At 59.5% G+C, this 22,620-nt stretch carries 20 protein-coding genes; 7 read left to right on the top strand and 13 right to left on the bottom strand.

Translation table 11 applies throughout. The features are described from left to right. Positions 1 to 60: 60 nt before the first annotated feature. The 3 genes from ACIOMR_RS23265 to ACIOMR_RS23255 all read right to left on the bottom strand — a co-directional run bounded on the left by ACIOMR_RS23265 (position 61) and on the right by ACIOMR_RS23255 (position 4,590). Positions 61 to 807: an amino acid ABC transporter permease gene (locus ACIOMR_RS23265; RefSeq protein ID WP_003208731.1), complete on the bottom strand. Its 747-nt coding sequence runs from the start codon at positions 805 to 807 to the stop codon at positions 61 to 63. A gap of 195 nt (positions 808 to 1,002) precedes the next feature. Then, positions 1,003 to 1,929: a glutamate/aspartate ABC transporter substrate-binding protein gene (locus ACIOMR_RS23260; protein WP_008433481.1), complete on the bottom strand. Its 927-nt coding sequence runs from the start codon at positions 1,927 to 1,929 to the stop codon at positions 1,003 to 1,005. A 336-nt stretch (positions 1,930 to 2,265) separates the two neighbouring features. Beyond that, positions 2,266 to 4,590, bottom strand: a complete 2,325-nt coding sequence (locus ACIOMR_RS23255; RefSeq protein ID WP_102369838.1) for a TonB-dependent siderophore receptor — start codon at positions 4,588 to 4,590, stop codon at positions 2,266 to 2,268. Between the two features lie 125 nt (positions 4,591 to 4,715). On the opposite strand from ACIOMR_RS23255, the gene ACIOMR_RS23250 reads away from it, so the two are divergent. Then, complete coding sequence (locus tag ACIOMR_RS23250) at positions 4,716 to 5,438, top strand: tetratricopeptide repeat protein (RefSeq protein WP_003208726.1); 723 nt, start codon at positions 4,716 to 4,718, stop codon at positions 5,436 to 5,438. A 48-nt stretch (positions 5,439 to 5,486) separates the two neighbouring features. Here ACIOMR_RS23250 and glpD read toward each other — a convergent pair whose 3' ends face one another. The 4 genes from glpD to ACIOMR_RS23230 form a co-directional block, all read right to left on the bottom strand. Continuing rightward, on the bottom strand, positions 5,487 to 7,025 hold the full coding sequence (gene glpD / locus ACIOMR_RS23245; RefSeq protein WP_008433488.1) for a glycerol-3-phosphate dehydrogenase: 1,539 nt from the start codon (positions 7,023 to 7,025) through the stop codon (positions 5,487 to 5,489). Between the two features lie 173 nt (positions 7,026 to 7,198). Then, a complete protein-coding gene (locus ACIOMR_RS23240; RefSeq protein WP_003208723.1) occupies positions 7,199 to 7,954 on the bottom strand; it encodes a DeoR/GlpR family transcriptional regulator in 756 nt (251 codons plus the stop codon). 94 nt (positions 7,955 to 8,048) lie between these two features. After that, positions 8,049 to 9,554, bottom strand: coding sequence for a glycerol kinase GlpK (gene glpK / locus ACIOMR_RS23235; protein WP_003208721.1), 1,506 nt, complete (start codon positions 9,552 to 9,554; stop codon positions 8,049 to 8,051). Between the two features lie 80 nt (positions 9,555 to 9,634). Then, positions 9,635 to 10,489, bottom strand: coding sequence for an MIP/aquaporin family protein (locus ACIOMR_RS23230; protein WP_401196586.1), 855 nt, complete (start codon positions 10,487 to 10,489; stop codon positions 9,635 to 9,637). Between the two features lie 360 nt (positions 10,490 to 10,849). Here ACIOMR_RS23230 and ybaK point away from each other — a divergent pair, with 360 nt between their 5' ends. Then, a complete protein-coding gene (gene ybaK, locus ACIOMR_RS23225) occupies positions 10,850 to 11,320 on the top strand; it encodes a Cys-tRNA(Pro) deacylase (protein WP_003208718.1) in 471 nt (156 codons plus the stop codon). 10 nt (positions 11,321 to 11,330) lie between these two features. Here the strand turns inward: ybaK and ACIOMR_RS23220 are convergent, their stop codons facing one another. Both ACIOMR_RS23220 and argF read right to left on the bottom strand, forming a co-directional pair. After that, complete coding sequence (locus ACIOMR_RS23220) at positions 11,331 to 12,440, bottom strand: ABC transporter ATP-binding protein (RefSeq protein ID WP_003208716.1); 1,110 nt, start codon at positions 12,438 to 12,440, stop codon at positions 11,331 to 11,333. Beyond that, positions 12,437 to 13,357 carry an ornithine carbamoyltransferase gene (gene argF, locus ACIOMR_RS23215; RefSeq protein ID WP_177067270.1) on the bottom strand — a complete coding sequence of 307 codons (921 nt, stop codon included), beginning with the start codon at positions 13,355 to 13,357 and terminating at the stop codon, positions 12,437 to 12,439. The genes ACIOMR_RS23220 and argF overlap by 4 nt, the downstream gene beginning before the upstream one ends. Before the next feature lie 445 nt (positions 13,358 to 13,802). Between argF and ACIOMR_RS23210 the strand changes: the two genes are divergently transcribed. Beyond that, complete coding sequence (locus ACIOMR_RS23210) at positions 13,803 to 15,899, top strand: molybdopterin oxidoreductase family protein (RefSeq protein WP_177036168.1); 2,097 nt, start codon at positions 13,803 to 13,805, stop codon at positions 15,897 to 15,899. Between the two features lie 99 nt (positions 15,900 to 15,998). Continuing rightward, a complete protein-coding gene (gene grxD, locus ACIOMR_RS23205; RefSeq protein ID WP_003208710.1) occupies positions 15,999 to 16,337 on the top strand; it encodes a Grx4 family monothiol glutaredoxin in 339 nt (112 codons plus the stop codon). A gap of 78 nt (positions 16,338 to 16,415) precedes the next feature. On the opposite strand, the gene bfr is transcribed toward grxD, so the two are convergent. Both bfr and ACIOMR_RS23195 read right to left on the bottom strand, forming a co-directional pair. Next, entirely contained in the window at positions 16,416 to 16,886 is a 471-nt protein-coding gene (gene bfr, locus ACIOMR_RS23200) for a bacterioferritin (protein WP_008433502.1), read from the bottom strand. Between the two features lie 200 nt (positions 16,887 to 17,086). Next, positions 17,087 to 17,305 (bottom strand): bacterioferritin-associated ferredoxin, encoded by a 219-nt coding sequence (locus ACIOMR_RS23195; protein ID WP_003208706.1) that lies wholly within the window; start codon positions 17,303 to 17,305, stop codon positions 17,087 to 17,089. 237 nt (positions 17,306 to 17,542) lie between these two features. Here ACIOMR_RS23195 and ACIOMR_RS23190 point away from each other — a divergent pair, with 237 nt between their 5' ends. Next, positions 17,543 to 18,145: a peroxiredoxin gene (locus tag ACIOMR_RS23190; protein WP_003172097.1), complete on the top strand. Its 603-nt coding sequence runs from the start codon at positions 17,543 to 17,545 to the stop codon at positions 18,143 to 18,145. A 64-nt stretch (positions 18,146 to 18,209) separates the two neighbouring features. Here the strand turns inward: ACIOMR_RS23190 and rnt are convergent, their stop codons facing one another. Together rnt and pyrC are read right to left on the bottom strand one after the other, a co-directional pair. After that, on the bottom strand, positions 18,210 to 18,887 hold the full coding sequence (gene rnt, locus ACIOMR_RS23185) for a ribonuclease T (protein ID WP_003208704.1): 678 nt from the start codon (positions 18,885 to 18,887) through the stop codon (positions 18,210 to 18,212). After that, a complete protein-coding gene (pyrC, locus tag ACIOMR_RS23180; protein WP_003208703.1) occupies positions 18,884 to 19,930 on the bottom strand; it encodes a dihydroorotase in 1,047 nt (348 codons plus the stop codon). Before pyrC ends, rnt begins: the two co-directional genes overlap by 4 nt. Before the next feature lie 156 nt (positions 19,931 to 20,086). Here pyrC and ACIOMR_RS23175 point away from each other — a divergent pair, with 156 nt between their 5' ends. Further along, the gene (locus tag ACIOMR_RS23175; RefSeq protein WP_087695280.1) at positions 20,087 to 20,995 is read left to right on the top strand and encodes an OmpA family protein; all 909 of its coding nucleotides are present in this window, start codon (positions 20,087 to 20,089) and stop codon (positions 20,993 to 20,995) included. A 129-nt stretch (positions 20,996 to 21,124) separates the two neighbouring features. Then, a complete protein-coding gene (locus ACIOMR_RS23170) occupies positions 21,125 to 22,342 on the top strand; it encodes an argininosuccinate synthase (protein WP_003208700.1) in 1,218 nt (405 codons plus the stop codon). Positions 22,343 to 22,620 lie beyond the last annotated feature (278 nt).

The following is a 22,620-nucleotide window of genomic DNA, read 5'->3' as shown; positions in this document are numbered from 1 at the left end:
TGACCATGCCGTTCCACAGGCCCGGGATGGCGGGGATGATGCCGCTGAAATCGAAGTCCATTATTTACCCCCCACGGAGATCAGGCCGGGCACGGCGACTTTCTTCTCGACCACGCGCATCAGCAGCATCAGGCTCATGTTCAGGGTGAAATAGATCAGCGTGGCCAGGGTGAAGGCCTCGAACAGGTTGGCCGAGAACTCGGCGGTCTGTTTGGTTTGCGCCAGCAGTTCCATCAAGCCGATCAGGGACGCCACGGAGGAGTTCTTGAAGACGTTGAGGAATTCCGAGGTAAGCGGCGGAATGATGATCCGGTAGGCCTGGGGCAGCAGCACGTTCCAGTAGATCTGCGGCAGCTTGAAGCCCATGGCGCGTGCGGCGGATTCCTGGCCCCGTGGCAGCGCCTGGATGCCGGTACGCACTTGTTCGCACACCCGGGCAGCGGTGAACAGGCCCAGACACACGACAACGCTCAGGTAGGCCGAGGTGGTCGGGTTGAGGTCTTGTTTATACCAGTCCTGCAGGTTCTGCGGCAGCAGGTCGGGTATCAGGAAATACCAGATGAACAGCTGAACCAGCAGCGGTACGTTGCGAAACAGTTCCACGTAGCAGGTCGCGATGCCCGATACGATGCGGTTTGGCACGGTGCGCATGACGCCCAGAATGGACCCCAGCAGCAAGGCGATGATCCATGCCACGACGGCGATGGCAATGGTCCAGCCCAAGCCGGCGATGTACCAGTCGAGATAAGTCTCGCTGCCCACGCCGGTGGACTTGAAGAACACGCCCCAGTCCCAGTTGTAATTCATTAGGGTCTCCCCTCGAGATCGATCGATGTACAAGCACCCGCTTGGGGAAGATCCTTTCCCGCCCGACGGTGAACGCCAGGCACACGCGATCGGCTCGAAAACCGCCAGGTCGAGTGTTCCAAAATTAAAGCCAGCAGGTAGCAACAGACGCCTGAGGGAGGGTTGGCTCCCTCAGGACATAAGCTTAGTCAGGTATCAGATTTTTACGTCAGGCGCTGGCTTGTCGCTTGGGTTGGCGATCAGATCCTTGACCTTGTCGCTCATCGGGAAGTTGAGGTTCAGGCCTTTTGGTGGAATCGGGCTCTCGAACCACTTGCTGTAGATCTTGTTGATCTCGCCAGATTTGTACAGGCCGACGATCGCGTCATCCACGGCCTTCTTGAAGGCTGGGTCGTCTTTGCGAACCATGCAGGCGTAGGCTTCGAAGGACTGTGGAGTACCGGTGATGACCCAGTCGTCCGGTTTCTTGGCCTTGGCTTCTTCACCGGCCAGCAGGGCGTCGTCCATCATGAAGGCAACGGCGCGGCCGCTTTCCAGCATCTGGAAGGATTCGCCGTGGTCCTTGGCGGAGATGACGTTCATGCCCATCTGCTTGTCGGCGTTCATCGCCTTGATGATGCGCTCGGACGTGGTGCCGGCGGTGGTCACGACGTTCTTGCCTTTCAGGTCGGCGAAATCGCTGTAGGACGGCTTGCCTTCCTTGTCTTTCTTGACCAGCAGGCGGGTGCCGATTTCGAAGATATTGACGGTGAAGTCAACCTGCTGGGCGCGTTCGGCGTTGTTGGTGGTGGAGCCGCACTCGATATCCGCGGTGCCGTTCTGGATCAGCGGGATACGGGTTTGCGAGGTGACCAGGTTGTACTTGGTCTTCAGGTCGGGTTTGTTCAGGTCTTTTTTCAGGGCTTCAACGATAGCCAGCTGAATGTCGTGGGAGTAGCCCACGGGTTTGCCCGAACCATCCGCGATATAGGAAAACGGAATGGAGCTGTCGCGGTGAGCGAGAGTGATCGTGCCGGAGTCGTTGATTTTCTTCAGTGTGCCGGTGAGTTCGGCGGCGAAAACTGGAGTGCTGATCAGAGCAGCAGCGATAGCTGCGCCCAGGATATGGGGAACGATGCGCATCAATACTTCCTCGACATTTGTTTTTTTTATGAGACCGGTTGGGACGGCCACGTTTTTATATAAACAGTACTGCGAAAGCCTGTGACGGCTCCTGAGGCGCCTCAGGCAATCGCCTACGAGTGTAGAGCATGAGTCGTGCCAGACCAGAAATAAAAGGTTAACCATATGATTTATATAGAGATTAACTTTGTGTTACGGGTTTTTTCTCCTGTTTGGGTCCGGCAAACCGAATAGGTTGAGTTATGGCGTTCGGAAAACCGAATGGTGGCGTGGGCCTGTATCGCCCATGAAAAAGCCCCGGGAGTGTGGCTCCCGGAGCTTTTGGGTGTGGCTCTTTCAGAACGTGTAGTCGGCCGACACCACTGCCGCGCGGCCATCGCCGGGCACTGCCCAACCGTTGTTGCGGATACGGGTGAGGTACTCCTTGTCGAACAGGTTGTTGATGTTCAGCTGCAGGTTCAACTGTTTGTTGACCTTGTAACCGAGCATCGCACGCTGCACCGCATAGCCGGGGGAAGTCGGCGAGTTGGCGGCGCTGACCAGGTACTGCTTGGTTTGCGCCGTGATGCCGTAGCCCACCTGGAAGTCGTAGGGCAGGTCGTACACCGTCCAGATGCTGGCTGCATGTTTGGGGGTGAAGGTCAGCGGCTCGCCTTTCTGCACGTCGATGCCGGTGGTCGCCAGGGTGTAATCGCTGGCGCTGCGCAGCACACGAGTGTTCAGGTAGGTGTAGTTGGCGAAGACTTTCCAGTGGTCAGTAAGTTGGCCGCTCAGGCCCAGCGCCACACCGTCTGCACGTGCCTTGCCGTCGAGGGTCTGGGTGCCGCTCAGGTTGCTCGGGTCATTGTCGGCGACTTTATAGTTGGTGCGGTCATTGCGGAAGATCGCGCCCGTCAGCGACAGGGCATTGTCGAGCAGGTCCCATTTGGTGCCGATCTCATAGCTGACGGCGGTTTCCGGGGAAACATCGCAGTTGTTGGTGGCGATGCTTGAGCTTTTGGCCGGGGTGTAGCAACCCCCATTGACGCTGGCCTGGGACGGCGTCTTGCTGTTGCCGTAGGCGATATAGAAGCTGCCGTTTTCCACCGGTTTGTAGACCAGCGCCAGGCGGTAGGAGGTCAGGTCATCCGCCTGGCCGTAGCGAGTGCCGGGCGTTTCCACGCCAGTGCTGGAATAGGCATTGGTCACCGAGCTGCCGGCGTTGTGCTCGTAACGCAGGCCGCCGTTGATTTCCCACTGTGGGTTGAGCTTGAGCGTGTCGAAGGCATAGGCGGCGCGGTTGTTCAGCGCGCCGTCAATGTGGGCGGCCCGGGTGAAGTTGACGGGGCCGGACCATTCGGAGTTCGGGTCGCTGTAGCTGACCGGTGGTGGGACGATGGTGCTGCCGTTGGCGTTGGTCAGCCATTTACCGGTATCCGCCTCGTATTCCTCGCGGCTGATGGCGATGCCGGTCACCAGCGTGTGGTCGATGAACCCGGTGCTGAAGTGGCTGGTGACGTCGGTCTGGTTGGTGAACATCTTGTTCTGGGTGTTGCGCTCGTTACCCAGTGAGCCGCCGCTTGGCTGGAAGTAGCCTGGCTGCAGGCCTGCGGCGCAAGGGGCGCCGGTGATCTGGGTGCCGCTGGCCAGACAGCCGGTCAATGCACCTTCGGGGCCTGAGGCGCGCAGGTCCTGGCGCACCCGCTCGACGCGGGTGAAGTTGCGCACGGACACGGCGTCGTTGAAGTCGTGTTCGAGCTTCAGGCTGAACGAGTCCGAGGTGATTTGCTGGTCATTGATGTTGTGGTAGCCGTAGTAGTCACTCCAACCCACGCCCGGCATGGGCTTGCCGTTGTAGATGGGGATACCGTATTGCGGTGTGTTGTCGTCTTTCTGGTGCTCATAACTGACGGTGACACGTGTCGGCGTGCCCAGGCCAAACGCGATGGAGGGCGCGATGCCCCAGCGTTCGTAATCTTCATAATCGCGGCCAGGCACGTCGTTACCATGGGCCATCAGGTTCAGGCGGAACGCGGTGGTGTCGTTCAGCGTCTGGTTGGTGTCCAGGGTGGTGCGCTTGTAGTTATCGGTGCCGATGCCCGCACTGATGGTGGTTTTGTCGCGTAATTCCGGCTGTTTGCTCACCAGGTTGATGGTGCCACCGACCGCGCCGGAGCCGGAATACACCGAACTTGCGCCGCTGACGACTTCGACCTGCTCCAGGTTGAACGGGTCGGTTCGGCTGTACTGCGCGCTGTCACGCACGCCGTCTACGTAGATGTCGCCGCTGGCGGAGAAGCCGCGCAGGTTGATGCTGTCGCCATACCCGCTGCCGCCTTCGCCGGCCCCGAAGGTGATCCCCGGCACGGTGCTGAGCACGTCGCGCAGGGTCAGCAGGTTCTGGTCATGAATGACTTCCTTGGGCACCACCGTGATGGTCTGCGGCGTGTCGCGCAGGGCCTCGGTGTACTTGGGGGAAGAAGGCGCCACAGGGTTGTAGACGCTCTGGCTCGGGGCCTGGCCTTCGATGCTGGTCGCGCCGAGTTGGATGACCCCTGTGTTGTCTTCTGGTGCGGGCTCCGCCGCGTAACTGAATCCTCCTTGCGCAGCCACTGCCAGGCCCACTGCCGACGCGAGCAAATGCCGCGATGAGAGGGGGGCAGAACTGATGCCGGTAGCCATTGAGTAATCTCTTGTTAGTGTTAGTGAGATGCGATCGTAATTGATAAGCGATCTCAAATGTAATACTTTGTAACCAAATAAATCATGAAACTTTTTGCGGTCCTTGATCGCTACTCGGGGCAGGAATGCAGAGCGCACAGCCAGGCAGCGAGCCCTCGGATATCGGTGATAACCCGCGTGCCTATGTGCGCTGGGTGATGCATGCGGCACAGCTGGGAGATGCCGACGCACAGGCGACCCTGGCCCAGCTGCTGCTCGACGGTCGTGGCGTGCAGAAGGATGAGGCGCTGGGGTTGAGCTGGTTTCGCATCGCTGCGCGGCAGCGTCACCCCATGGCGATCAACATGATCGGGCGCTGCCTGGAGAATGGCTGGGGCTGCGAGGTCGACTTGGAAGACAGTGCGCGGCATTACCGCAAGGCCGCCGATCTGGGGCTGGATTGGGGTTTGTATAACTACGGCCAGTTGCTGACGCGTGGCCGTGGTGTGGAGCGTGACCTTGTCGCGGCATATGAACTGTTCCGCCAGGCTGCGGCCAAGGGGCACGCCAAGTCGATGAACCTGTTGGGGCGGTTCCACCATGAAGGCGTGGTGGTGCCCAAGGATGTTCAACTGGCGCGCCAGTGGTATCAGCGCTCAGCCGAGGCCGGGGATTTCCGCGGGCAATACAACCATGCTGCGGAGCTGGCTCACGACGGCGACGAAGTGCAGGCCTGCCTATGGTTGGAGCGGGCTCTCGCGACGGCCACGCCAGGCTTTTTGCAGGCGGCTTATCCCGTGTTGCTGGGCTCTGCCTTCAGCGGGATTCGTGAAATGGGCCTGCGCTATCAGCGTCATCTGCAGGCATGAAAAAGCCCCTGGACCTTTCGGTGCAGGGGCTTTTTTACGTCGGGCTGATCAGGCCGCTTCGATCTTGCCGCGGTTGTGTTCAACCTTGGACAGGTAACGCTGCACGTTCTCCTGCTCCTGCGGCGTGGTGAACAGGCCCAGCTTGCTGCGGCGCCACAGGATGTCCTGGGGCTGAGTGGCCCATTCTTCAGCGCACAGGTAATCGACTTCGCGGGTGTACAGGCCGCCACCGAGGTGGTCACCCATGTCCGCCAGCGATTGCACGCCCTCCAGCAGGCGCCAGGTGCGGCTGCCGTAAGTGGTGGACCAGCGACGGGCAATCTCGCTCGGCACCCAGTCGTATTTGCTACGGATTGCATCGGCCAGGGCTTCTGGCGTGCTCATGTTTTCGCCGCCGGGCAGGGTGGCTGTAGCCGTCCAGCTTGGGCGCATCTGCGTGAAGTAAGGCGCCAGTTGTGCCATCGCCGATTCGGCCAGCTTGCGGTAGGTGGTCAGCTTGCCGCCGAACACCGACAGCAACGGCGCCTCGCCCGAGGTGCCGGACAGCGCCAGGGTGTAGTCGCGGGTCACGGCCGACGGGTTGTCGGACTCGTCGTTGCACAGCGGGCGCACGCCGGAATAGGTGTGCACGATGTCATCGCGGCTCAGTTGTTTCTTGAAGTGCGCGTTGACCACGTTGAGCATGTAGTCGGTTTCACCTTCGGTAATCGCCACTTTCGCCGGGTCGCCGGTGTATTCGCGGTCGGTGGTGCCGATGATGGTCAGGTGATTCAGGTACGGAATGGTGAAGACGATACGCTGGTCTTCGTTCTGCAGGATGTGCGCGTGGGCGCCTTCATACAGCTTCGGTACGATCAGGTGGCTGCCCTGGATCAGACGGATGCCGTAGGGCGAATCCAGCTTCAAGTCATCCTTGATGAACTTGGCCACCCACGGGCCGGCGGCGTTCACCAGCGCTCGGGCGCGGATCGAGAACAGGCTGCCGTCGGCACGTTCCATGTTCATTTCCCACAGGCCTTTGCTGCGGTGTGCGCTGACGCAACGGGTCTGGGTGTGGATGTGCGCACCCTTTTCCCGCGCAGCCATGGCGTTGAGTACTACAAGGCGGGCGTCGTCGACCCAGCAATCGGAGTATTCGAAGCCTTTGGTGATTTCGCTTTTCAGCGGGCTGTCTGGGCCGAACTTGAGGCTCTTGGAGCCTTCGAGTTTTTCCCGCTTGCCCAGATGGTCATACAGGAACAGGCCGGCGCGAATCATCCATGCCGGACGCAGGTGCGGGCGGTGGGGCAATACAAAGCGCATCTGCTTGACGATGTGCGGGGCCTTGGCCAGCAGCACCTCACGTTCAGCCAGGGCTTCGCGCACCAGGCGGAATTCGTAATGCTCCAGGTAGCGCAGGCCACCGTGGATCAGCTTGCTGCTCGCGGAGGAAGTGTGGCTGGCCAGGTCGTCCTTTTCGCAAAGGAATACCGACAAACCGCGACCGGCTGCGTCTGCTGCAATCCCGACGCCATTGATCCCGCCACCGATAACGGCGACGTCATAGACTTCGGCAAGCGGTGGGGCAGGCAAGGTAGAAGGGTTCATCGGCTGGCCTCGCAATCTTTTTCGTATTGGAATTCGAACATAAATGTTCATTTGCGAAAATGGTAGCTTATAAACGCAGGCACAGCCAGCCCGCTTCGATTGAAAATACTGATCGAAGGGCGAAGAAAGGAAAATTTGTGAACATCAGGGGGCAGGACACCCCCTGTATAGGCTTACACCACTTCCAGCCGAATCTTGTGCTGATTCAGCAACTGCACCAGTGCCGGGACCGGCTGCTGATCGGTGACTAAACAATCAATCAAACTGATGGGTCCCAGGCGAATCATGGCGTTGCGCCCGAATTTGCTGGAGTCCGCCGCCAGGATCACCTTGCGCGCATTGGCAATGATCGCCTGGGAAACCCGTACTTCCTGGTAATCGAAGTCCAACAGGCTGCCGTCTTCATCGATGCCGCTGATGCCCACCAGGGCAAAATCGACCTTGAACTGGTTGATAAAGTCGACGCTGGCCTGGCCTACCACGCCGCCGTCACGGCGCACGTTGCCGCCGGTCAGGAGTACGTCGAAGTCGTCTTTGGCACTCAGCATCATGGCGACGTTGAGGTTATTGGTGATGATTTTCAGGTGGCTGTGGTTAAGCAGCGCACGCGCGATCGATTCGGTGGTGGTACCGATGTTGATAAACAGCGAGGCGTGATCGGGGATTTGCGCGGCGATGGCTTCGCCGATGCGCTGTTTTTCGTCGCGCATCTGGTCGGCACGCATGGCGTACGCGGTGTTTTCAACGCTGGAATCATAGGCTGCGCCGCCATGGTAGCGGCGCAACAGATTGGCTTCCGCCAGTTGATTGATATCGCGGCGGATGGTTTGCGGGGTGACAACGAAGAGCTGCGCCATTTCCTCGATACTCACATAGCCGCGTTCGCGAACCAGTTCGAGGATTTGTTGCTGGCGGGGAGGCAGATTCATGGTGCGTCCTTTGGGCTGCCGTAAAAAGTGGCCCATGATGACGCAGGAATCTGCTCCCTGCCAGTTACAACCCTATGCGCGTCCGGCGCTTGGCTTATTCAGCGCCTTCGTGGGGTTCCCAGTCGCGGGTGCGGCTGACTGCTTTCTGCCAGCCGGCGTAGAGTTTTTCCTTCGCTGCTTCTTCCAGCTGCGGTTCGAATTGACGCTCGATTACCGCCTTGCCACGCAGTTCGTCCAGGCTGCCCCAGAAACCGCACGCCAGGCCGGCCAGGTAAGCGGCGCCCAACGCGGTGGTTTCGCGCATTTGTGGGCGTTCAACCTGGGTACCGAGGATGTCGGCCTGGAACTGCATCAGGAAGTTGTTGGCGACCGCGCCACCGTCTACCCGCAGGGATTTGAGGCGTTCGCCGGAATCCTGCTGCATGGCATCGAGTACGTCGCGGGTCTGGTAGGCAATCGACTCCAGGGCTGCACGAATGATGTGATCCACGCGTACGCCACGGGTCAGTCCGAACAGCGCGCCACGGGCATACGGGTCCCAGTACGGAGCGCCCAGGCCGGTGAAGGCTGGCACCAGGTACACGCCGTTGCTGTCCTTGACCTTGCCGGCGAAGTATTCGGTGTCGGTGGCATCGGCGATGATCTTCAACTCGTCACGCAGCCATTGCACGGTGGAACCGCCGTTGAACACGGCGCCTTCCAGGGCGTAGGCCACTTCGCCACGCGGGCCGCAGGCGATGGTGGTGAGCATGCCGTGCTTGGATTTCACCGCCTTGTCGCCGGTGTTCATCAGCAGGAAGCAGCCGGTGCCGTAGGTGTTTTTCGCCTGGCCCGGTTCTACGCACATTTGGCCAAACAGCGCCGCCTGCTGGTCACCGGCGATACCGCCGATGGCGATACCGCTTTTGGTGCGACCATAGATTTCCGAGGAAGACTTCACTTCCGGCAGCATTTCGCGCGGCACGTCGAGAATCTCCAGCATCTTCGCATCCCACTCCAGCGTGTGGATGTTGAAGAGCATGGTGCGCGAGGCGTTGGTGTAGTCGGTGACGTGGGTCTTGCCGCCGGTAAATTTCCAGATCAGCCAGCTGTCGATGGTGCCGAACAGCAGCTCGCCGTTACGCGCACGTTCGCGACTGCCTTCGACGTTGTCGAGGATCCACTTGAGCTTGGTGCCGGAGAAGTACGGGTCGGTGACCAGGCCGGTGGTGTCGTTGATGTATTGTTCGTGGCCGTCGCGCTTGAGCTGCTGGCAGATCTCGGTGCTGCGCCGGCATTGCCAGACGATCGCGTTGTAGATCGGGCGGCCGGTGATTTTGTCCCAGACCACGGTGGTTTCACGCTGGTTGGTGATACCGATGGCCGCGACCTGGTCATGGTGCAGGCCGGCTTGTGCCAGGGCCTCGACCATCACCGCGCTCTGGGTGGCGAAAATCTCCATCGGGTCATGTTCGACCCAGCCGGCTTGCGGGTAATGCTGGGTGAATTCACGCTGGGCGGTGCAGACCACGTTGGCGTCACGATCGAAGATGATCGCCCGGGAACTGGTGGTGCCCTGATCGAGGGCAATGATGTAGTTCTTATTCTGAATGTCGGTCATGTCGATTGCCTTGGACGGAGAATAGGGAAGTCAGTAAACAGCCTGGGCCGCAAAAGGGCAGTACGGTCCAGGCTATCGCATCAGGAAGTACGGGTTTTGGCGGTGCCAGCCGCTTCGGTTGCATCAGTTGTAGCAGGTGCGGCGCTGGGCAGGTGACGGGCAATCAGCCCGCGATAGGCGGCAGCACCGAGGCAGGCGCCGACAATCGGCGCAAAGATCGGAATCAGGAAGTAAGGAATGTCGCGCCCGCCAGTGAAAGCCATTTCACCCCAACCGGCGAAAAAGGTCATCAGCTTGGGGCCGAAGTCACGGGCCGGGTTCATCGCAAAGCCGGTCAGCGGGCCCATGGCACTGCCAATCACGGCGATCAGCAAACCAATCAGCAGCGGCGCCAACGGGCCGCGGGGCAGTCCATTGTTGTCGTCGGTCAGGGCCATGATCACGCCCATCAGGATCGCGGTGATGACCATTTCCACCAGGAACGCCTGGGCCGTGCCCAGCAGCGGATGCGGGTAGGTGGAAAACACCGACGCCAATTCCAGGCTGGCCTGGGTGCCGCGAATCATGTGGTGGGTTTGTTCGTAATCGAAAAACAGGTTGCTGTAGAGCGTGTAAACCAACGCGGCCGAACAGAAGGCCCCGGCGACTTGGGCGATGATGTAGAACGGCAGTTTGCGCTTGTCGAAATCGGCAAAGATGCACAGCGCGATACTGACCGCCGGATTGAGGTGAGCCCCGGAAATACCGGCGCTCAGGTAGATCGCCATGCTGACGCCGATCCCCCAGATGATACTGATTTCCCACAACCCAAAGCTGGCACCCGCGACCTTGAGCGCAGCAACACATCCGGTACCGAAGAAGATCAGCAACGCAGTGCCCAGGAATTCGGCCATGCATTGACTTGAAAGTGAAGGCTGTTGAAGAGCAGTTGTCATGGAAAACCTCTGTTTTTGTTGTTGTCTGGCGTTTTGCCGCAACGGGCAATCGGCGATTTTCACCGTGGCGAGGATCCCCATCCTGTTCGCGGCTTACTGCTGTGAATCCGTAGGTGCATTCCTACAGTATTCGTAAACGAAAAAATATAGACAAGAATGACGGCTGTCAAAGGTCGAAAGTGAACGATCGGTCATTTTGTAATTATTGGTGTGGTGAATGATCGTGCCGTGGGCGCGGGAAGCGGCAGGGAAGGTGCGCGTGAGCGCGTGGCAGAGGGCTTCGGACTAGAGCCTTTTGCTTGTTGTTGGCCTAGAATTGGCTGTCTGTTTTTTCACCTTTTTGCCAAGCCTGGAGCCCACATGACGCCCGCATTGGACCTGTTGAAAAAAGTTCGCGCCGAACATCGAATTCACAGTTACGAACATGACCCCAAGGCAGCGTCCTATGGTCTGGAGGCCGCGGAAAAATTGGGCCTGGACCCGGCGCAGGTGTTCAAGACCCTGCTGGCCAGCAGTGAAAAAGCCGAGCTGCTGGTGGCGGTTGTGCCGGTCGTCGGAAGTTTGGATTTAAAGGCGTTGGCGCAGGCGGCGGGGGTAAAAAAGGTCGAGATGGCAGACCCGGCAGCGGCGCAACGGGCCACCGGTTACTTACTAGGCGGCATCAGCCCGCTGGGGCAGAAGAAACGCCTGCGCACCTTCATCGATGTGACGGCGCAGTCGTTTCCGACAATTTTTATCAGTGCGGGGAGAAGGGGGCTTGAGGTGGAGTTGGCAGCGACAGTGCTGGCCGAACACACCCAGGCCAAGTTCGCGGAAATTGGCCGGGCGTGATGCGTTGACGTCAGGAGGCGGTGTTGTAGCGTCGAACGCCTGACTCAACCTGAGGGATTTGTGCTGCGGTGCTGCCTGAGGCCTGGAACAACACCAGGTGCTCGGCTGCCACGCGAATGCCCACGTCGGCACCGACCTGGTGATCGGCGTGGCTGGGGAAGATCGACTCCAGCTGAGCGCCTGTCGGCAGCTGCAAGCGATACAGGGTCGACGCGCCGAGGAACGTCTTGCCGACAATCCGCGCCTTCAAGGCGCTGTCCGGTGCATAAACGATGTCGTCCGGGCGCAGCAACACATCCACCGCGCCGCCGGTTGGCCAGGTGTAGGCACGATTGCCGCGCAACTCCCCCAGTTCGGTGGTAACCGATTCCGGCGTGTTCAACTGCCCGCGAATGAAGTAACCCTGGCCAATGAAGCTGGCGACAAAGGGTGTCAGCGGTTCGTGATAGAGGTTGTAGGGCGTATCCCACTGCTCCAGGCGACCCTCCTTGAACACGCCGACATGGTCACTCACTGCGAAGGCTTCTTCCTGGTCGTGGGTCACCAGAATCGCACTGGTGCCCCGCGCCTTGAGGATATCGCGTACTTCGTGGCTGAGTTTGCGCCGCAGTTCGCCGTCGAGGTTGGAGAAGGGTTCGTCCAGCAGCAACAATTGCGGTTCCGGCGCCAGGGCGCGAGCCAGGGCGACGCGTTGCTGCTGGCCGCCCGAGAGTTCGTGGGGGAAGCGCTTGCCGAGGTTTTTCAGGTTCACCAGTTCCAGCAATTCAGCGACCACACGCTCTTTTTGCGGGTGCTTGCGAATGCCGAAGGCGATGTTGTCAGCCACGCTGAGGTGTGGAAACAGCGCGTAGTCCTGGAACACCATGCCGATCCGACGTTTCTCCGGGGCCAGTGTGAAACCGGCGCTGGAAATGACTTCGCCTGCCAGGCTGATCTCGCCTTCATGCACCGGCTCAAACCCGGCAATCGCTCGCAGGGTGGTGGTCTTGCCGCAGCCCGAGGAGCCCAGCAGGCAACCGATGTCGCCGGCGTTGAGGTGCAGATTGAGGTTCTGCACCACCCGTTGGTCTTGATAGCCGCATGCCAGATTGCGCAGGTTCAGCAGTAGTGGCTGGCTCATGCAGGACGGTACGCCGGCGCAACCAGAAACTCGAGCAGGGCTTTTTGTGCGTGCAGGCGGTTTTCCGCCTGGGCCCAGGCTACTGAACGTTGATCGTCCAGCAGGTCGAGACTGATTTCTTCGCCACGGTGGGCGGGCAGGCAGTGCATGAACAGCACGTCCGGCGCGGCCAGGTCGAGCAGGGCGCGGGTGACCTGGAACGGGGCGAAGAGCTTGAGGCGCTTGGCGGTTTCCTCTTCCTGGCCCATGGAGGTCCACACGTCGGTGCTCACCAGGTGTGCGCCGATGACCGCCTCACGCGGGTCGCGGACGATGGTCACGCGGTCGCCGGCCTGGGCCAGGAAACGTGCATCCGGCTCGTAGCCTTCAGGGCAGGCAACGCGCAATTTGAAGTCGAACTGGATCGCCGCTTCTATATAGCTGTTGCACATGTTGTTGCCGTCGCCGATCCAGGCCACGGTCTTGCCCTGGATCGAGCCGCGCTGTTCGAGGAAGGTTTGCATGTCGGCCAGCAACTGGCAGGGGTGCAGGTCATCGGACAGGCCGTTGATCACGGGCACTCGGGAGTTGGCGGAAAATTCGGTCAGGGTGCTGTGGGCGAAGGTACGGATCATCACCGCATCCAGCATGCTCGACATCACGATCGCGCAATCGCTGATCGGCTCGCCACGGCCCAGTTGGGTATCGCGAGGTGACAGGAAGATAGCCTGGCCGCCGAGCTGAATCATGCCGGCTTCGAAAGACACGCGGGTGCGGGTGGACGACTTCTCGAAAATCATCCCGAGCACGCGGTTTTTCAAAGGCTCGAACAGTACGCCGCGGTTACGCAGGTCTTTAAGCTCAATGCCTCGACGGAGCACGCTGACCAGCTCTTCGGGCGTGCAATCCATCAGGGAGAGAAAGTGCCTTGCGCTCATCATTAACTACCTTTTTGCAACAGACCGCAGATACTCAAAGCCTGGTTTATTTTGAAAACGGGCGAGACCTGCGGCGAAAGCCGCACGGGGCGACGAAATAGGGGAAGGCGCGATCTTATAATTAAATGTCGCGTCTTACCAATAGGGCTACAGTTTTTAGGGGAGTTCAAGGACGCGGGGAGGGCGCTTTTGAAGCCTGTTTCCTGACAGCAGCGGGTCATTTGTACACTGGCGCTGCGCCACATTGCAATGCGTGAGGGCGGGCTGAGGCCGGGCTGCGTCGGTTTCAGCGGGCTGCCGAAGGCTTCTGAAACATTTCCTGATGTTTCCTCATGGCCTGGCCTGATGCCCCTGGATTCACACGACGAACGTTGCTGGCGCTGCTGCCCCGGGCGGGCCATAGTTTTCGTCCGAAGCGCCTAGCCCACAATAAAAGATACTGGCCATGACCAAGACTCTCCACCACCGTGCCTGCCATCTGTGCGAAGCCATCTGCGGCCTCACACTGGAGACCACCCAGGGCGAAGACGCAAGCCTGGCGATCACCTCGATCAAGGGCGACCCCCTGGATACGTTCAGCCGTGGCCATATCTGCCCCAAGGCCGTGGCCCTGCAAGACATCCAGAATGACCCGGACCGCCTGCACCAGCCCATGTTGCGAGTGGGCAGCGAATGGCAGCCGATCCCGTGGGAAGACGCCTTTGTACTTGTAGCCGAGCGCCTGGCCGCGATTCAGACGCGTCACGGGCAGAATGCTGTGGCGGTGTACCAGGGCAATCCGAGCGTGCACAACTATGGCCTGATGACCCACAGCAACTACTTCCTTGGCCAGCTGAAGACCCGCAATCGTTTTTCCGCCACCTCGGTGGACCAGTTACCCCACCACCTCACCAGCCACCTGATGTACGGCCACGGCCTGTTGCTGCCGATCCCGGACATCGACCATACCGATTTCATGCTGATCCTCGGCGGCAACCCGTTGGCGTCCAACGGCAGCATCATGACCGTGCCGGATGTGGAGAAACGCCTGAAGGCCATCCAGGCTCGCGGCGGCAAAGTCGTGGTGGTTGATCCGCGCCGCAGCGAGACGGCGGCGATGGCCGACCAGCATCTGTTCGTGCGCCCGGGCGGTGATGCGGCGTTGTTGTTCGGATTGCTCAATACACTGTTTGCCGAGAACCTGACCCGTGACAGTCACCTGCCGGTGGACGGCCTGGATGACGTGCGCCACGCCGTGGCCGGATTCACCGCCGAGGCCATGAGCCGTCAATGTGCGGTGCCCGCCGAGCAGATCCGCCAGTTGGCCCGGGACTTCGCTGCGGCCGACACAGCAGTGTGTTATGGCCGCATGGGCGTATCGACCCAGGCGTTTGGCACGCTGTGCCATTGGCTGGTGCAGTTGATCAACCTGGTGACCGGTAATCTGGATCGAGTCGGCGGGGCCTTGTGCACTACGCCGGCCGTCGACCTGGTGGCCTCGACTTCCGGCGGGCATTTCAATCGCTGGCAAAGCCGGGTTTCCGGGCGACCCGAGTACGGGGGCGAGCTGCCGGTATCGGCACTGGCTGAAGAAATGCTCACTGAGGGTGAAGGGCAAATCCGCGCCCTGGTGACGGTGGCGGGCAATCCGGTGCTCTCCACGCCTAACGGCCGGCAGTTGGAACAGGCGCTGGATGGCCTGGAGTTCATGGTCAGCATCGACCTGTATATCAACGAGACCACGCGTTACGCCGACCTGATCCTGCCGTCCACCTCGGCCCTGGAAAACGATCACTACGACACCACCTTCAATATGTTCGCGGTGCGTAACGTCACCCGTTTCAATCGCGCCATCCTGCCGAAACCCGAGGGTGCGTTGCATGACTGGGAAATCTTCGTCGGCCTGGCCCGGGCGTTTGCCGAGAAGACGGGTAATACACTCAAACCGACGATGCCGCCTGCGCAGATGATCGACTTCGGGCTGCGGGCCGGGCCTTATGGTGACAGGTTGTCCATTGCCGCTCTGGCCGATCACCCTCATGGCCTGGACCTCGGGCCGCTGAAACCCAACCTCGCAGGCCGCCTGAAAACCGCCAATGGCCATCTGCAGGCCGCACCATCGGTAATCCTTGCCGACCTGGCGCGCTTTGCCGCGCAGCCGGTGCCCGAGGTGAATGAGTTGCTGCTGATCGGCCGCCGGCATGTGCGCAGCAACAACTCCTGGATGCATAACTACCACCGGCTGGTGAAGGGCAAGCCTCGCCATCAACTGCTGATGCATCCGGATGACCTTGCCCATCGCCAGTTGACTGACGGGCAGCGGGTACGGGTCAGCTCGCGGATCGGCATGATCGAGGTGGAAGTGTTGGCCAGTCTCGACATGATGCCCGGCGTGGTCAGCCTGCCTCACGGTTGGGGCCACGGCCGCCCTGGCGTGCAGATGACCATCGCCAGCGGGCAGCCGGGGGCGAGCGCGAATGACCTGACGGATGAGCGGCAACTGGATGAGCTGTCGGGCAACGCAGCGTTGAACGGCGTGCCGGTGCAGGTGGCGGCGGCGTAAGGATTGTCTGTCGGGGAGTCCGAGCGTCACGCTGGGGTTTGCGTTACAATGCGCCACCGTGCCGACCCATGAGTCGGAAAGTTCCAGCCGAGGTGTTCCATGGATATCATCGAAACGATCAAAGAGCAGATTGCCAACAACACTATTCTGCTTTACATGAAGGGCGCCCCTAACGCTCCCCAGTGTGGCTTCTCCGCAAAGGCTTCCCAGGCAATCATGCAATGTGGCGAGAAGTTCGCCTACGTGGATATCCTGCAGAACCCGGAAATCCGCGCCAACCTGCCGAAGTACGCCAACTGGCCAACCTTCCCGCAGCTGTGGGTTGCCGGTGAGCTGGTCGGCGGTAGCGACATCATCACCGAAATGGCGGCTGATGGTTCGTTGCAGGCACTGATCAAAGACGCAGCGGCCAAAGCAGCTGCGAAGACCGAAGCCTGATTTGTTTTAGGCCGCGGCAATAAAAAGCCCCGCTTCTCGAAAGAGAGCGGGGCTTTTTAGTGGCCGGGAATTGAAGGGTTATTCACCCATCTGCGATTGCAGGTAATTCTCGATAGTCACTTTGTCGATCAAGCCGATTTGGGTTTCCAGCCAGTCGATGTGTTCTTCCTGGTCTTCAAGGATATCTTCCAGCAGTTCACGGCTGCCGAAGTCGCCCTTGGATTCGCAATGGGCAATGGCGGCCTTCAGGTCGGTGTGGCTCTTGCGCTCGAAGTTCAGGTCGCAGTTGATCATTTCCTGGGTGTGCTCGCCGATGTTCAGCTTGCCCAGGTCCTGCACGTTCGGCAGGCCTTCAAGGAACAGGATGCGTTTGATCAGCGCGTCAGCGTCCTTCATGGCCTTGATGGATTCTTTGTATTCACGCTTGCCCAGCTTTTCCAGGCCCCAATCGTCATACATGCGCGCATGCAGGAAGTACTGATTGATCGCGACCAGTTCATTGGCAAGGATTTTGTTGAGTTGCTGGATGACTGTGATGTCGCCTTTCATGATTGGGGTCCTGCCCTGTATTAGCTGTATATAAGGCGGAGTTTGAGCTGCGCATTTACTACTGTCAAACCTAAGTTATTGAATAATAAATGAAAATTAATCGGAATAAGAATGTTTGTGTTCCGCGTCTTGGCGCTAACTGTTTGAATTACGGGCATAAAAAAACCGGACACTAAGTCCGGTTCTTTAAAACACGCTGATTAAGCGTGTGTAAATTCTGCTGAGTAGGGGATCGCAGCCTGGGCAGTTTGCAGCTGCGTCAGGGTTTCCCGTACCACTTGCTTGGCGAGGCAGGCGCATTTGCCGCATTGGCTGGCAACGCCGGTGGTTTCACGTACTTCCTTGTAGCTGCAGCAACCTTCGTAGATTGCTTCGCGGATTTGTCCGTCGGTGACGCCAGTGCAGAGGCAGACATACATAAGGGAGAACCATCGCGGTTTAAGGCTTAAGTGCGACGGATCTTAATGTTAACGAGAATGATTGTCAAAGTAGTTTCTCAAGCCTTGGTGTTTGCACGCGGCTTCACTGACGAACGGCTTTTTTCCGGTATGATGGTCGGTCTTCACGAAGCGTGATCACGTCACAGGCCTGTCGTTTAGCTGCGGCACACTGGGACGGATCCTTTTACTTCAGTCACCACCATCAGGAGATACCCAATGAGCGTACTCGTCGGCAAACAAGCCCCGGATTTCGACGTACCCGCCGTCCTCGGCAATGGCGAAATCGTAGACAGCTTCAAACTGTCTGAAGCCATCAAAGGCAAATACGGCCTGGTGTTCTTCTACCCGCTGGACTTCACCTTCGTCTGCCCATCGGAGCTGATCGCCCTGGATCACCGCATGGACGATTTCAAGGCGCGTAATGTTGAAGTGGTTGCCGTTTCCATCGACTCCCATTTCACCCACAACGCCTGGCGCAACACCGCCATCAATGATGGCGGCATCGGCAAAGTCAAATACACCATGGCTGCCGACATGAAGCACGACATCGCCAAGGCCTACGACGTTGAGTCCGAAGGCGGCGTGGCTTTCCGTGGCGCGTTCCTGATCGACGACAAGGGCGTTGTGCGCTCGCAGATCATCAACGACCTGCCGCTGGGCCGTAACATGGAAGAGCTGATCCGCCTGGTCGACGCTCTGCAATTCCACGAAGAGCACGGTGAAGTTTGCCCTGCCAACTGGAAAAAAGGCGACAAAGGCATGAACGCTTCGCCAGAAGGCGTTGCGGCTTACCTGACCGAGAACGCTGGCAAGCTGTAAGCCACGTTCGAAGCAAAAAAAACCGGCCTGAGAGGGCCGGTTTTTTTATGCGCGGGATTTGGCTTCAGTCGCCGAAGTCTTCCCAGCCGCCCATCTGTTTCCAACGGTTGACGATGCCGCAGAACAGCTCGGCGGTCTTCTCGGTGTCGTAGCGGGCCGAGTGGGCCTCACGACCGTCGAAGTCGATACCGGCAGCCTGGCAGGCCTTCGCCAGCACGGTCTGGCCATAGGCCAAACCGGCCAGGGTCGCAGTGTCGAAGCTGGAGAACGGGTGAAACGGGTTGCGCTTCATGTCCAGGCGCGCCACGGCGGCATTGAGGAAGCCCAGGTCGAAGCTGCTGTTGTGGCCCACCAGGATCGCGCGTTTGCAGCCATTGGCCTTCAGGGCCTTGCGTACGCCACGGAAGATGTCGGTCAGCGCCGCTTCTTCACTGACGGCCATGCGCAGTGGGTGATCAAGCTTGATCCCGGTGAATTCCAGGGCCGCCGCTTCGATGTTGGCGCCTTCGAACGGCTCGACGCGGAAGAAGTGGGTGTGTTCCGGGAACACGAAACCCTGTTCATCCATGCCGATGGTCGTGGCGGCGATTTCCAGCAACGCGTCAGTGGCGCAATTGAAGCCGCCGGTTTCTACGTCGATGACAACGGGCAGGTAGCCACGGAAACGCTCGGCCATCGGGTGACGGGAACCGCCACCACCGCCACCGTGTTCCTGGTCGTCGTCGTAATGGTCTTCACTCACGGGTGTTCCTCCAGCAGGCGCCAGCGCAGTGTTTCACCGGCGCGCAGCGGGATAACGGTCAGCTCGCCAAACGGCAGGCTGGTGGGGGCGGTCCAGTCTTCACGGACCAGGGTAATGCGGTCGGTATTCGCCGGCAGGCCATAGAAACGTGGGCCGTTGAGGCTGGCGAACCCTTCAAGCTTGTCCAGCGCGTTGCGTTGTTCGAACGCTTCGGCATACAACTCGATTGCCGCATAGGCGGTATAGCAACCGGCACAACCACACGCGGCTTCCTTGGCGTGTTGGGCGTGAGGTGCAGAGTCGGTACCGAGGAAAAATTTCTCGCTGCCACTGGTGGCGGCATCGAGCAGCGCTACCTGGTGCGTGTTGCGCTTGAGAATCGGCAGGCAATAGAAGTGCGGCCGAATCCCGCCCACCAGCATGTGGTTGCGGTTGTACAGCAGGTGATGCGCGGTGATGGTCGCGCCGACGTTGGCCGAAGCCTCGGTGACGAACTGCACGGCATCGGCGGTGGTGATGTGCTCGAACACCACCTTGAGGGTCGGGAACAGCTCGACAACTCGGCGCATGTGCTCGTCGATGAAGATCTTTTCACGATCGAACACATCGACATCGCCACGGGTGACTTCACCGTGGATCAGCAACGGCATGCCCACTTCGGCCATGGCTTCGATGGCCGGCAGGATCTTGTCGATACTGGTGACGCCGGAATCGGAGTTGGTGGTCGCGCCGGCCGGGTACAGCTTGGCGGCGTGCACGAAACCACTGGCCTTGGCCTGGCGGATTTCTTCGGGCTGGGTGCGGTCGGTCAGGTACAGCACCATCAACGGTTCGAAGCGGCTGCCGGCCGGTCGTGCAGCGAGAATGCGCTGGCGATAGGCGTCGGCTTCCGCGGCGTTACGCACCGGAGGTACCAGGTTAGGCATGATGATGGCGCGGCCAAACGTGCGCGCTACATCGGCCACGGTTTGGGGCAACGCAGCACCATCGCGAAGATGAATATGCCAGTCGTCGGGACGCAGCAGGGTCAGGCGGTCGGACATTGGGGATTCCAGGCGGGTCAATCTGGTGGGAATGCTACCGGAAAAGACTCTTGCAGGCACTCGCTATCAAGTTTTGCAGGATGCGACCGATATCCCTGGGTATGCCTTAACGATGTATGACGCCTTGATGTGTTGTAGAAACCAGTGGAGCCTCCCGTGCGCCAGCATTATTTAGCCCTGCTCAGTGTGTTCGCCAGCCTGCCCGCGATGGCCCTCACGTTCCAGACTCGTCTGGAGAATATTGAGTGGAAAGTGGAGGGCGATAAATTCGAGTGCCGCTTGACCCAGCCGATCACCGATTTCGGCTCGGGCGAGTTCGTGCGCCGGGCCGGCGAGCAGGCGACGTTTCGCCTGAAAGCCTTTAACGGCTCGTTGGGTGCCGGTTCCGCAACCCTGTTGGCGGCGGCTGCGCCGTGGCAGCCAGGGCGTGGCGATATCAACCTGGGGGCGGTGCGTGTCGGCAGTGGCGATGTGCTGTTCAACAGCTCCCAGGCCCAGGCCGGGCGTTTGTTTACCGGCCTGCTCGAAGGGCGCAGCCCGACGGTGCGCCACTATAGCCGCGACGGCGGTTACTCCGAGATCCGCCTGCTGCCGGCGAAATTCAGCAAGGCCTACAACGACTATCAACTCTGCACCACCAAGCTGCTGCCGATGAATTTCGAGCAGGTCAAACAGACCGAGGTGGGCTTCCCGGGTGGCGGCATCGAACTGGACGCGGCGGCCAGGAAAAAGCTCTCGGTGATTCTCGAATTCATGAAAGCCGACCCGACGGTTAACCACGTCGAGTTGAATGGCCACTCCGACAACAGCGGCAATCGCCTGACCAATCGCGACGTTTCGCGGCGTCGTGCATTGGCGGTAATGGACTACTTCAAGGCCAATGGCATCCAGGAATCTCAGATTACCCTGCGCTTTCATGGCGAAAGCTATCCGCTGGCGCCGAACACCAACGCGGCCAACCGGGCGAAAAACCGCCGGGTGAATATTCAGCTCGAACGGGTGGCAGCCCCCGAGAAACCGGCGCCCCAGGCCAAGGCGCCAGGCAACGCCGCCGCCACCTCATAAGGTGCGGCGTTTCGTCGCCCGCTCGACATAATCTGTCGCTTTATCTTCATTTGCTGTCGCGCCTCTGTAATTTCACGGTTTTGGTCGGTAGAATCGACGCCTTTCCGTACAACCCCGTGGAGTGATGGCATGGCCGACGTAAACAAGGTCGTTCTCGCGTATTCCGGCGGCCTGGACACTTCGGTGATCCTCAAGTGGCTGCAGGATACTTATAACTGTGAAGTGGTGACCTTCACCGCTGACCTGGGTCAGGGCGAAGAGGTCGAACCTGCACGTGCCAAGGCGCAAGCCATGGGCGTGAAAGAGATCTACATTGACGACCTGCGCGAAGAGTTCGTCCGCGATTTCGTTTTCCCGATGTTTCGCGCCAACACTGTCTACGAAGGCGAGTACCTGCTGGGTACTTCCATCGCACGTCCGCTGATCGCCAAGCGCCTGATCGAAATCGCCAACGAAACCGGCGCCGACGCCATTTCCCATGGCGCCACCGGCAAGGGCAACGACCAGGTGCGTTTCGAACTGGGCGCCTACGCCTTGAAGCCAGGCGTAAAAGTGATTGCTCCGTGGCGTGAATGGGACCTGTTGTCACGTGAAAAGCTGATGGACTACGCTGAAAAGCACGCGATCCCGATCGAGCGTCACGGCAAGAAGAAGTCCCCGTACTCGATGGACGCCAACTTGCTGCACATCTCCTATGAAGGCGGCGTGCTGGAAGACACCTGGACCGAGCACGAAGAAGACATGTGGAAATGGACCGTCTCCCCGGAGAACGCTCCTGACAAGGCCCAGTACCTGGAACTGACCTACCGCAACGGCGACATCGTCGCGCTGGACGGCGTCGAAATGACCCCGGCCACCGTACTGGCGACCTTGAACCGTATCGGTGGCGAACACGGTATCGGCCGCCTCGACATCGTCGAGAACCGTTACGTGGGCATGAAGTCCCGTGGTTGCTACGAAACCCCGGGCGGCACCATCATGCTGCGCGCTCACCGCGCCATTGAGTCCATCACCCTGGACCGTGAAGTGGCTCACCTCAAAGACGAGTTGATGCCCAAGTACGCCAGCCTGATCTACACCGGCTACTGGTGGAGCCCTGAGCGTCTGATGCTGCAACAGATGATCGACGCTTCCCAGGTCCACGTGAACGGCGTTGTGCGCCTGAAGCTGTACAAGGGCAACGTGATCGTGACCGGTCGCAAGTCCGATGAGTCGTTGTTCGACGCCAACATCGCCACTTTTGAAGAAGATGGCGGCGCCTACAACCAGGCAGACGCGGCAGGCTTCATCAAGCTGAACGCGTTGCGCATGCGCATTGCGGCCAACAAAGGTCGCAAGTTGTTCTGAGTGTTGTAAGTTGCAATGAAAAATGGCCCCTCAAGGGGCCATTTTTTTTGGTTGAAAATACATCCGGAATCATCGGGCGCGCGCCTGTGTTTATTGTTCGCTTCGAAAAAGTTCAGGTACTCCAGGAGATGATCTGGAGTGTTTATATTTTTACGGGGGCAATGTTTATTAATTTCGCTCGATAAGTGATGCATTGTTGAAAGTGAGATTTTTTCTTGTAGGCAGGAACTATGTACTACAGAAAATTCACTCAGAAATGTACCGCGAATATGTCAGAT

It is taken from the genome of Pseudomonas sp. NPDC087814, assembly GCF_044742865.1.
Taxonomy (GTDB): domain Bacteria; phylum Pseudomonadota; class Gammaproteobacteria; order Pseudomonadales; family Pseudomonadaceae; genus Aquipseudomonas.
The sequence above is the reverse complement of the archived record's forward strand: the minus strand, read 5'-3'. Positions and strand labels throughout refer to the sequence as shown.

Bases quoted from the DNA above. Each gene is read 5' to 3' on its own strand.
- ACIOMR_RS23265 (WP_003208731.1), bottom strand. From the start codon at position 807: ATGAATTACAACTGGGACTGGGGCGTGTTCTTCAAGTCCACCGGCGTG.
- ACIOMR_RS23260 (WP_008433481.1), bottom strand. From the start codon at position 1,929: ATGCGCATCGTTCCCCATATCCTGGGCGCAGCTATCGCTGCTGCTCTG.
- ACIOMR_RS23255 (WP_102369838.1), bottom strand. From the start codon at position 4,590: ATGGCTACCGGCATCAGTTCTGCCCCCCTCTCATCGCGGCATTTGCTC.
- ACIOMR_RS23250 (WP_003208726.1), top strand. From the start codon at position 4,716: ATGCAGAGCGCACAGCCAGGCAGCGAGCCCTCGGATATCGGTGATAAC.
- glpD (WP_008433488.1), bottom strand. From the start codon at position 7,025: ATGAACCCTTCTACCTTGCCTGCCCCACCGCTTGCCGAAGTCTATGAC.
- ACIOMR_RS23240 (WP_003208723.1), bottom strand. From the start codon at position 7,954: ATGAATCTGCCTCCCCGCCAGCAACAAATCCTCGAACTGGTTCGCGAA.
- glpK (WP_003208721.1), bottom strand. From the start codon at position 9,554: ATGACCGACATTCAGAATAAGAACTACATCATTGCCCTCGATCAGGGC.
- ACIOMR_RS23230 (WP_401196586.1), bottom strand. From the start codon at position 10,489: ATGACAACTGCTCTTCAACAGCCTTCACTTTCAAGTCAATGCATGGCC.
- ybaK (WP_003208718.1), top strand. From the start codon at position 10,850: ATGACGCCCGCATTGGACCTGTTGAAAAAAGTTCGCGCCGAACATCGA.
- ACIOMR_RS23220 (WP_003208716.1), bottom strand. From the start codon at position 12,440: ATGAGCCAGCCACTACTGCTGAACCTGCGCAATCTGGCATGCGGCTAT.
- argF (WP_177067270.1), bottom strand. From the start codon at position 13,357: ATGAGCGCAAGGCACTTTCTCTCCCTGATGGATTGCACGCCCGAAGAG.
- ACIOMR_RS23210 (WP_177036168.1), top strand. From the start codon at position 13,803: ATGACCAAGACTCTCCACCACCGTGCCTGCCATCTGTGCGAAGCCATC.
- grxD (WP_003208710.1), top strand. From the start codon at position 15,999: ATGGATATCATCGAAACGATCAAAGAGCAGATTGCCAACAACACTATT.
- bfr (WP_008433502.1), bottom strand. From the start codon at position 16,886: ATGAAAGGCGACATCACAGTCATCCAGCAACTCAACAAAATCCTTGCC.
- ACIOMR_RS23195 (WP_003208706.1), bottom strand. From the start codon at position 17,305: ATGTATGTCTGCCTCTGCACTGGCGTCACCGACGGACAAATCCGCGAA.
- ACIOMR_RS23190 (WP_003172097.1), top strand. From the start codon at position 17,543: ATGAGCGTACTCGTCGGCAAACAAGCCCCGGATTTCGACGTACCCGCC.
- pyrC (WP_003208703.1), bottom strand. From the start codon at position 19,930: ATGTCCGACCGCCTGACCCTGCTGCGTCCCGACGACTGGCATATTCAT.
- ACIOMR_RS23170 (WP_003208700.1), top strand. From the start codon at position 21,125: ATGGCCGACGTAAACAAGGTCGTTCTCGCGTATTCCGGCGGCCTGGAC.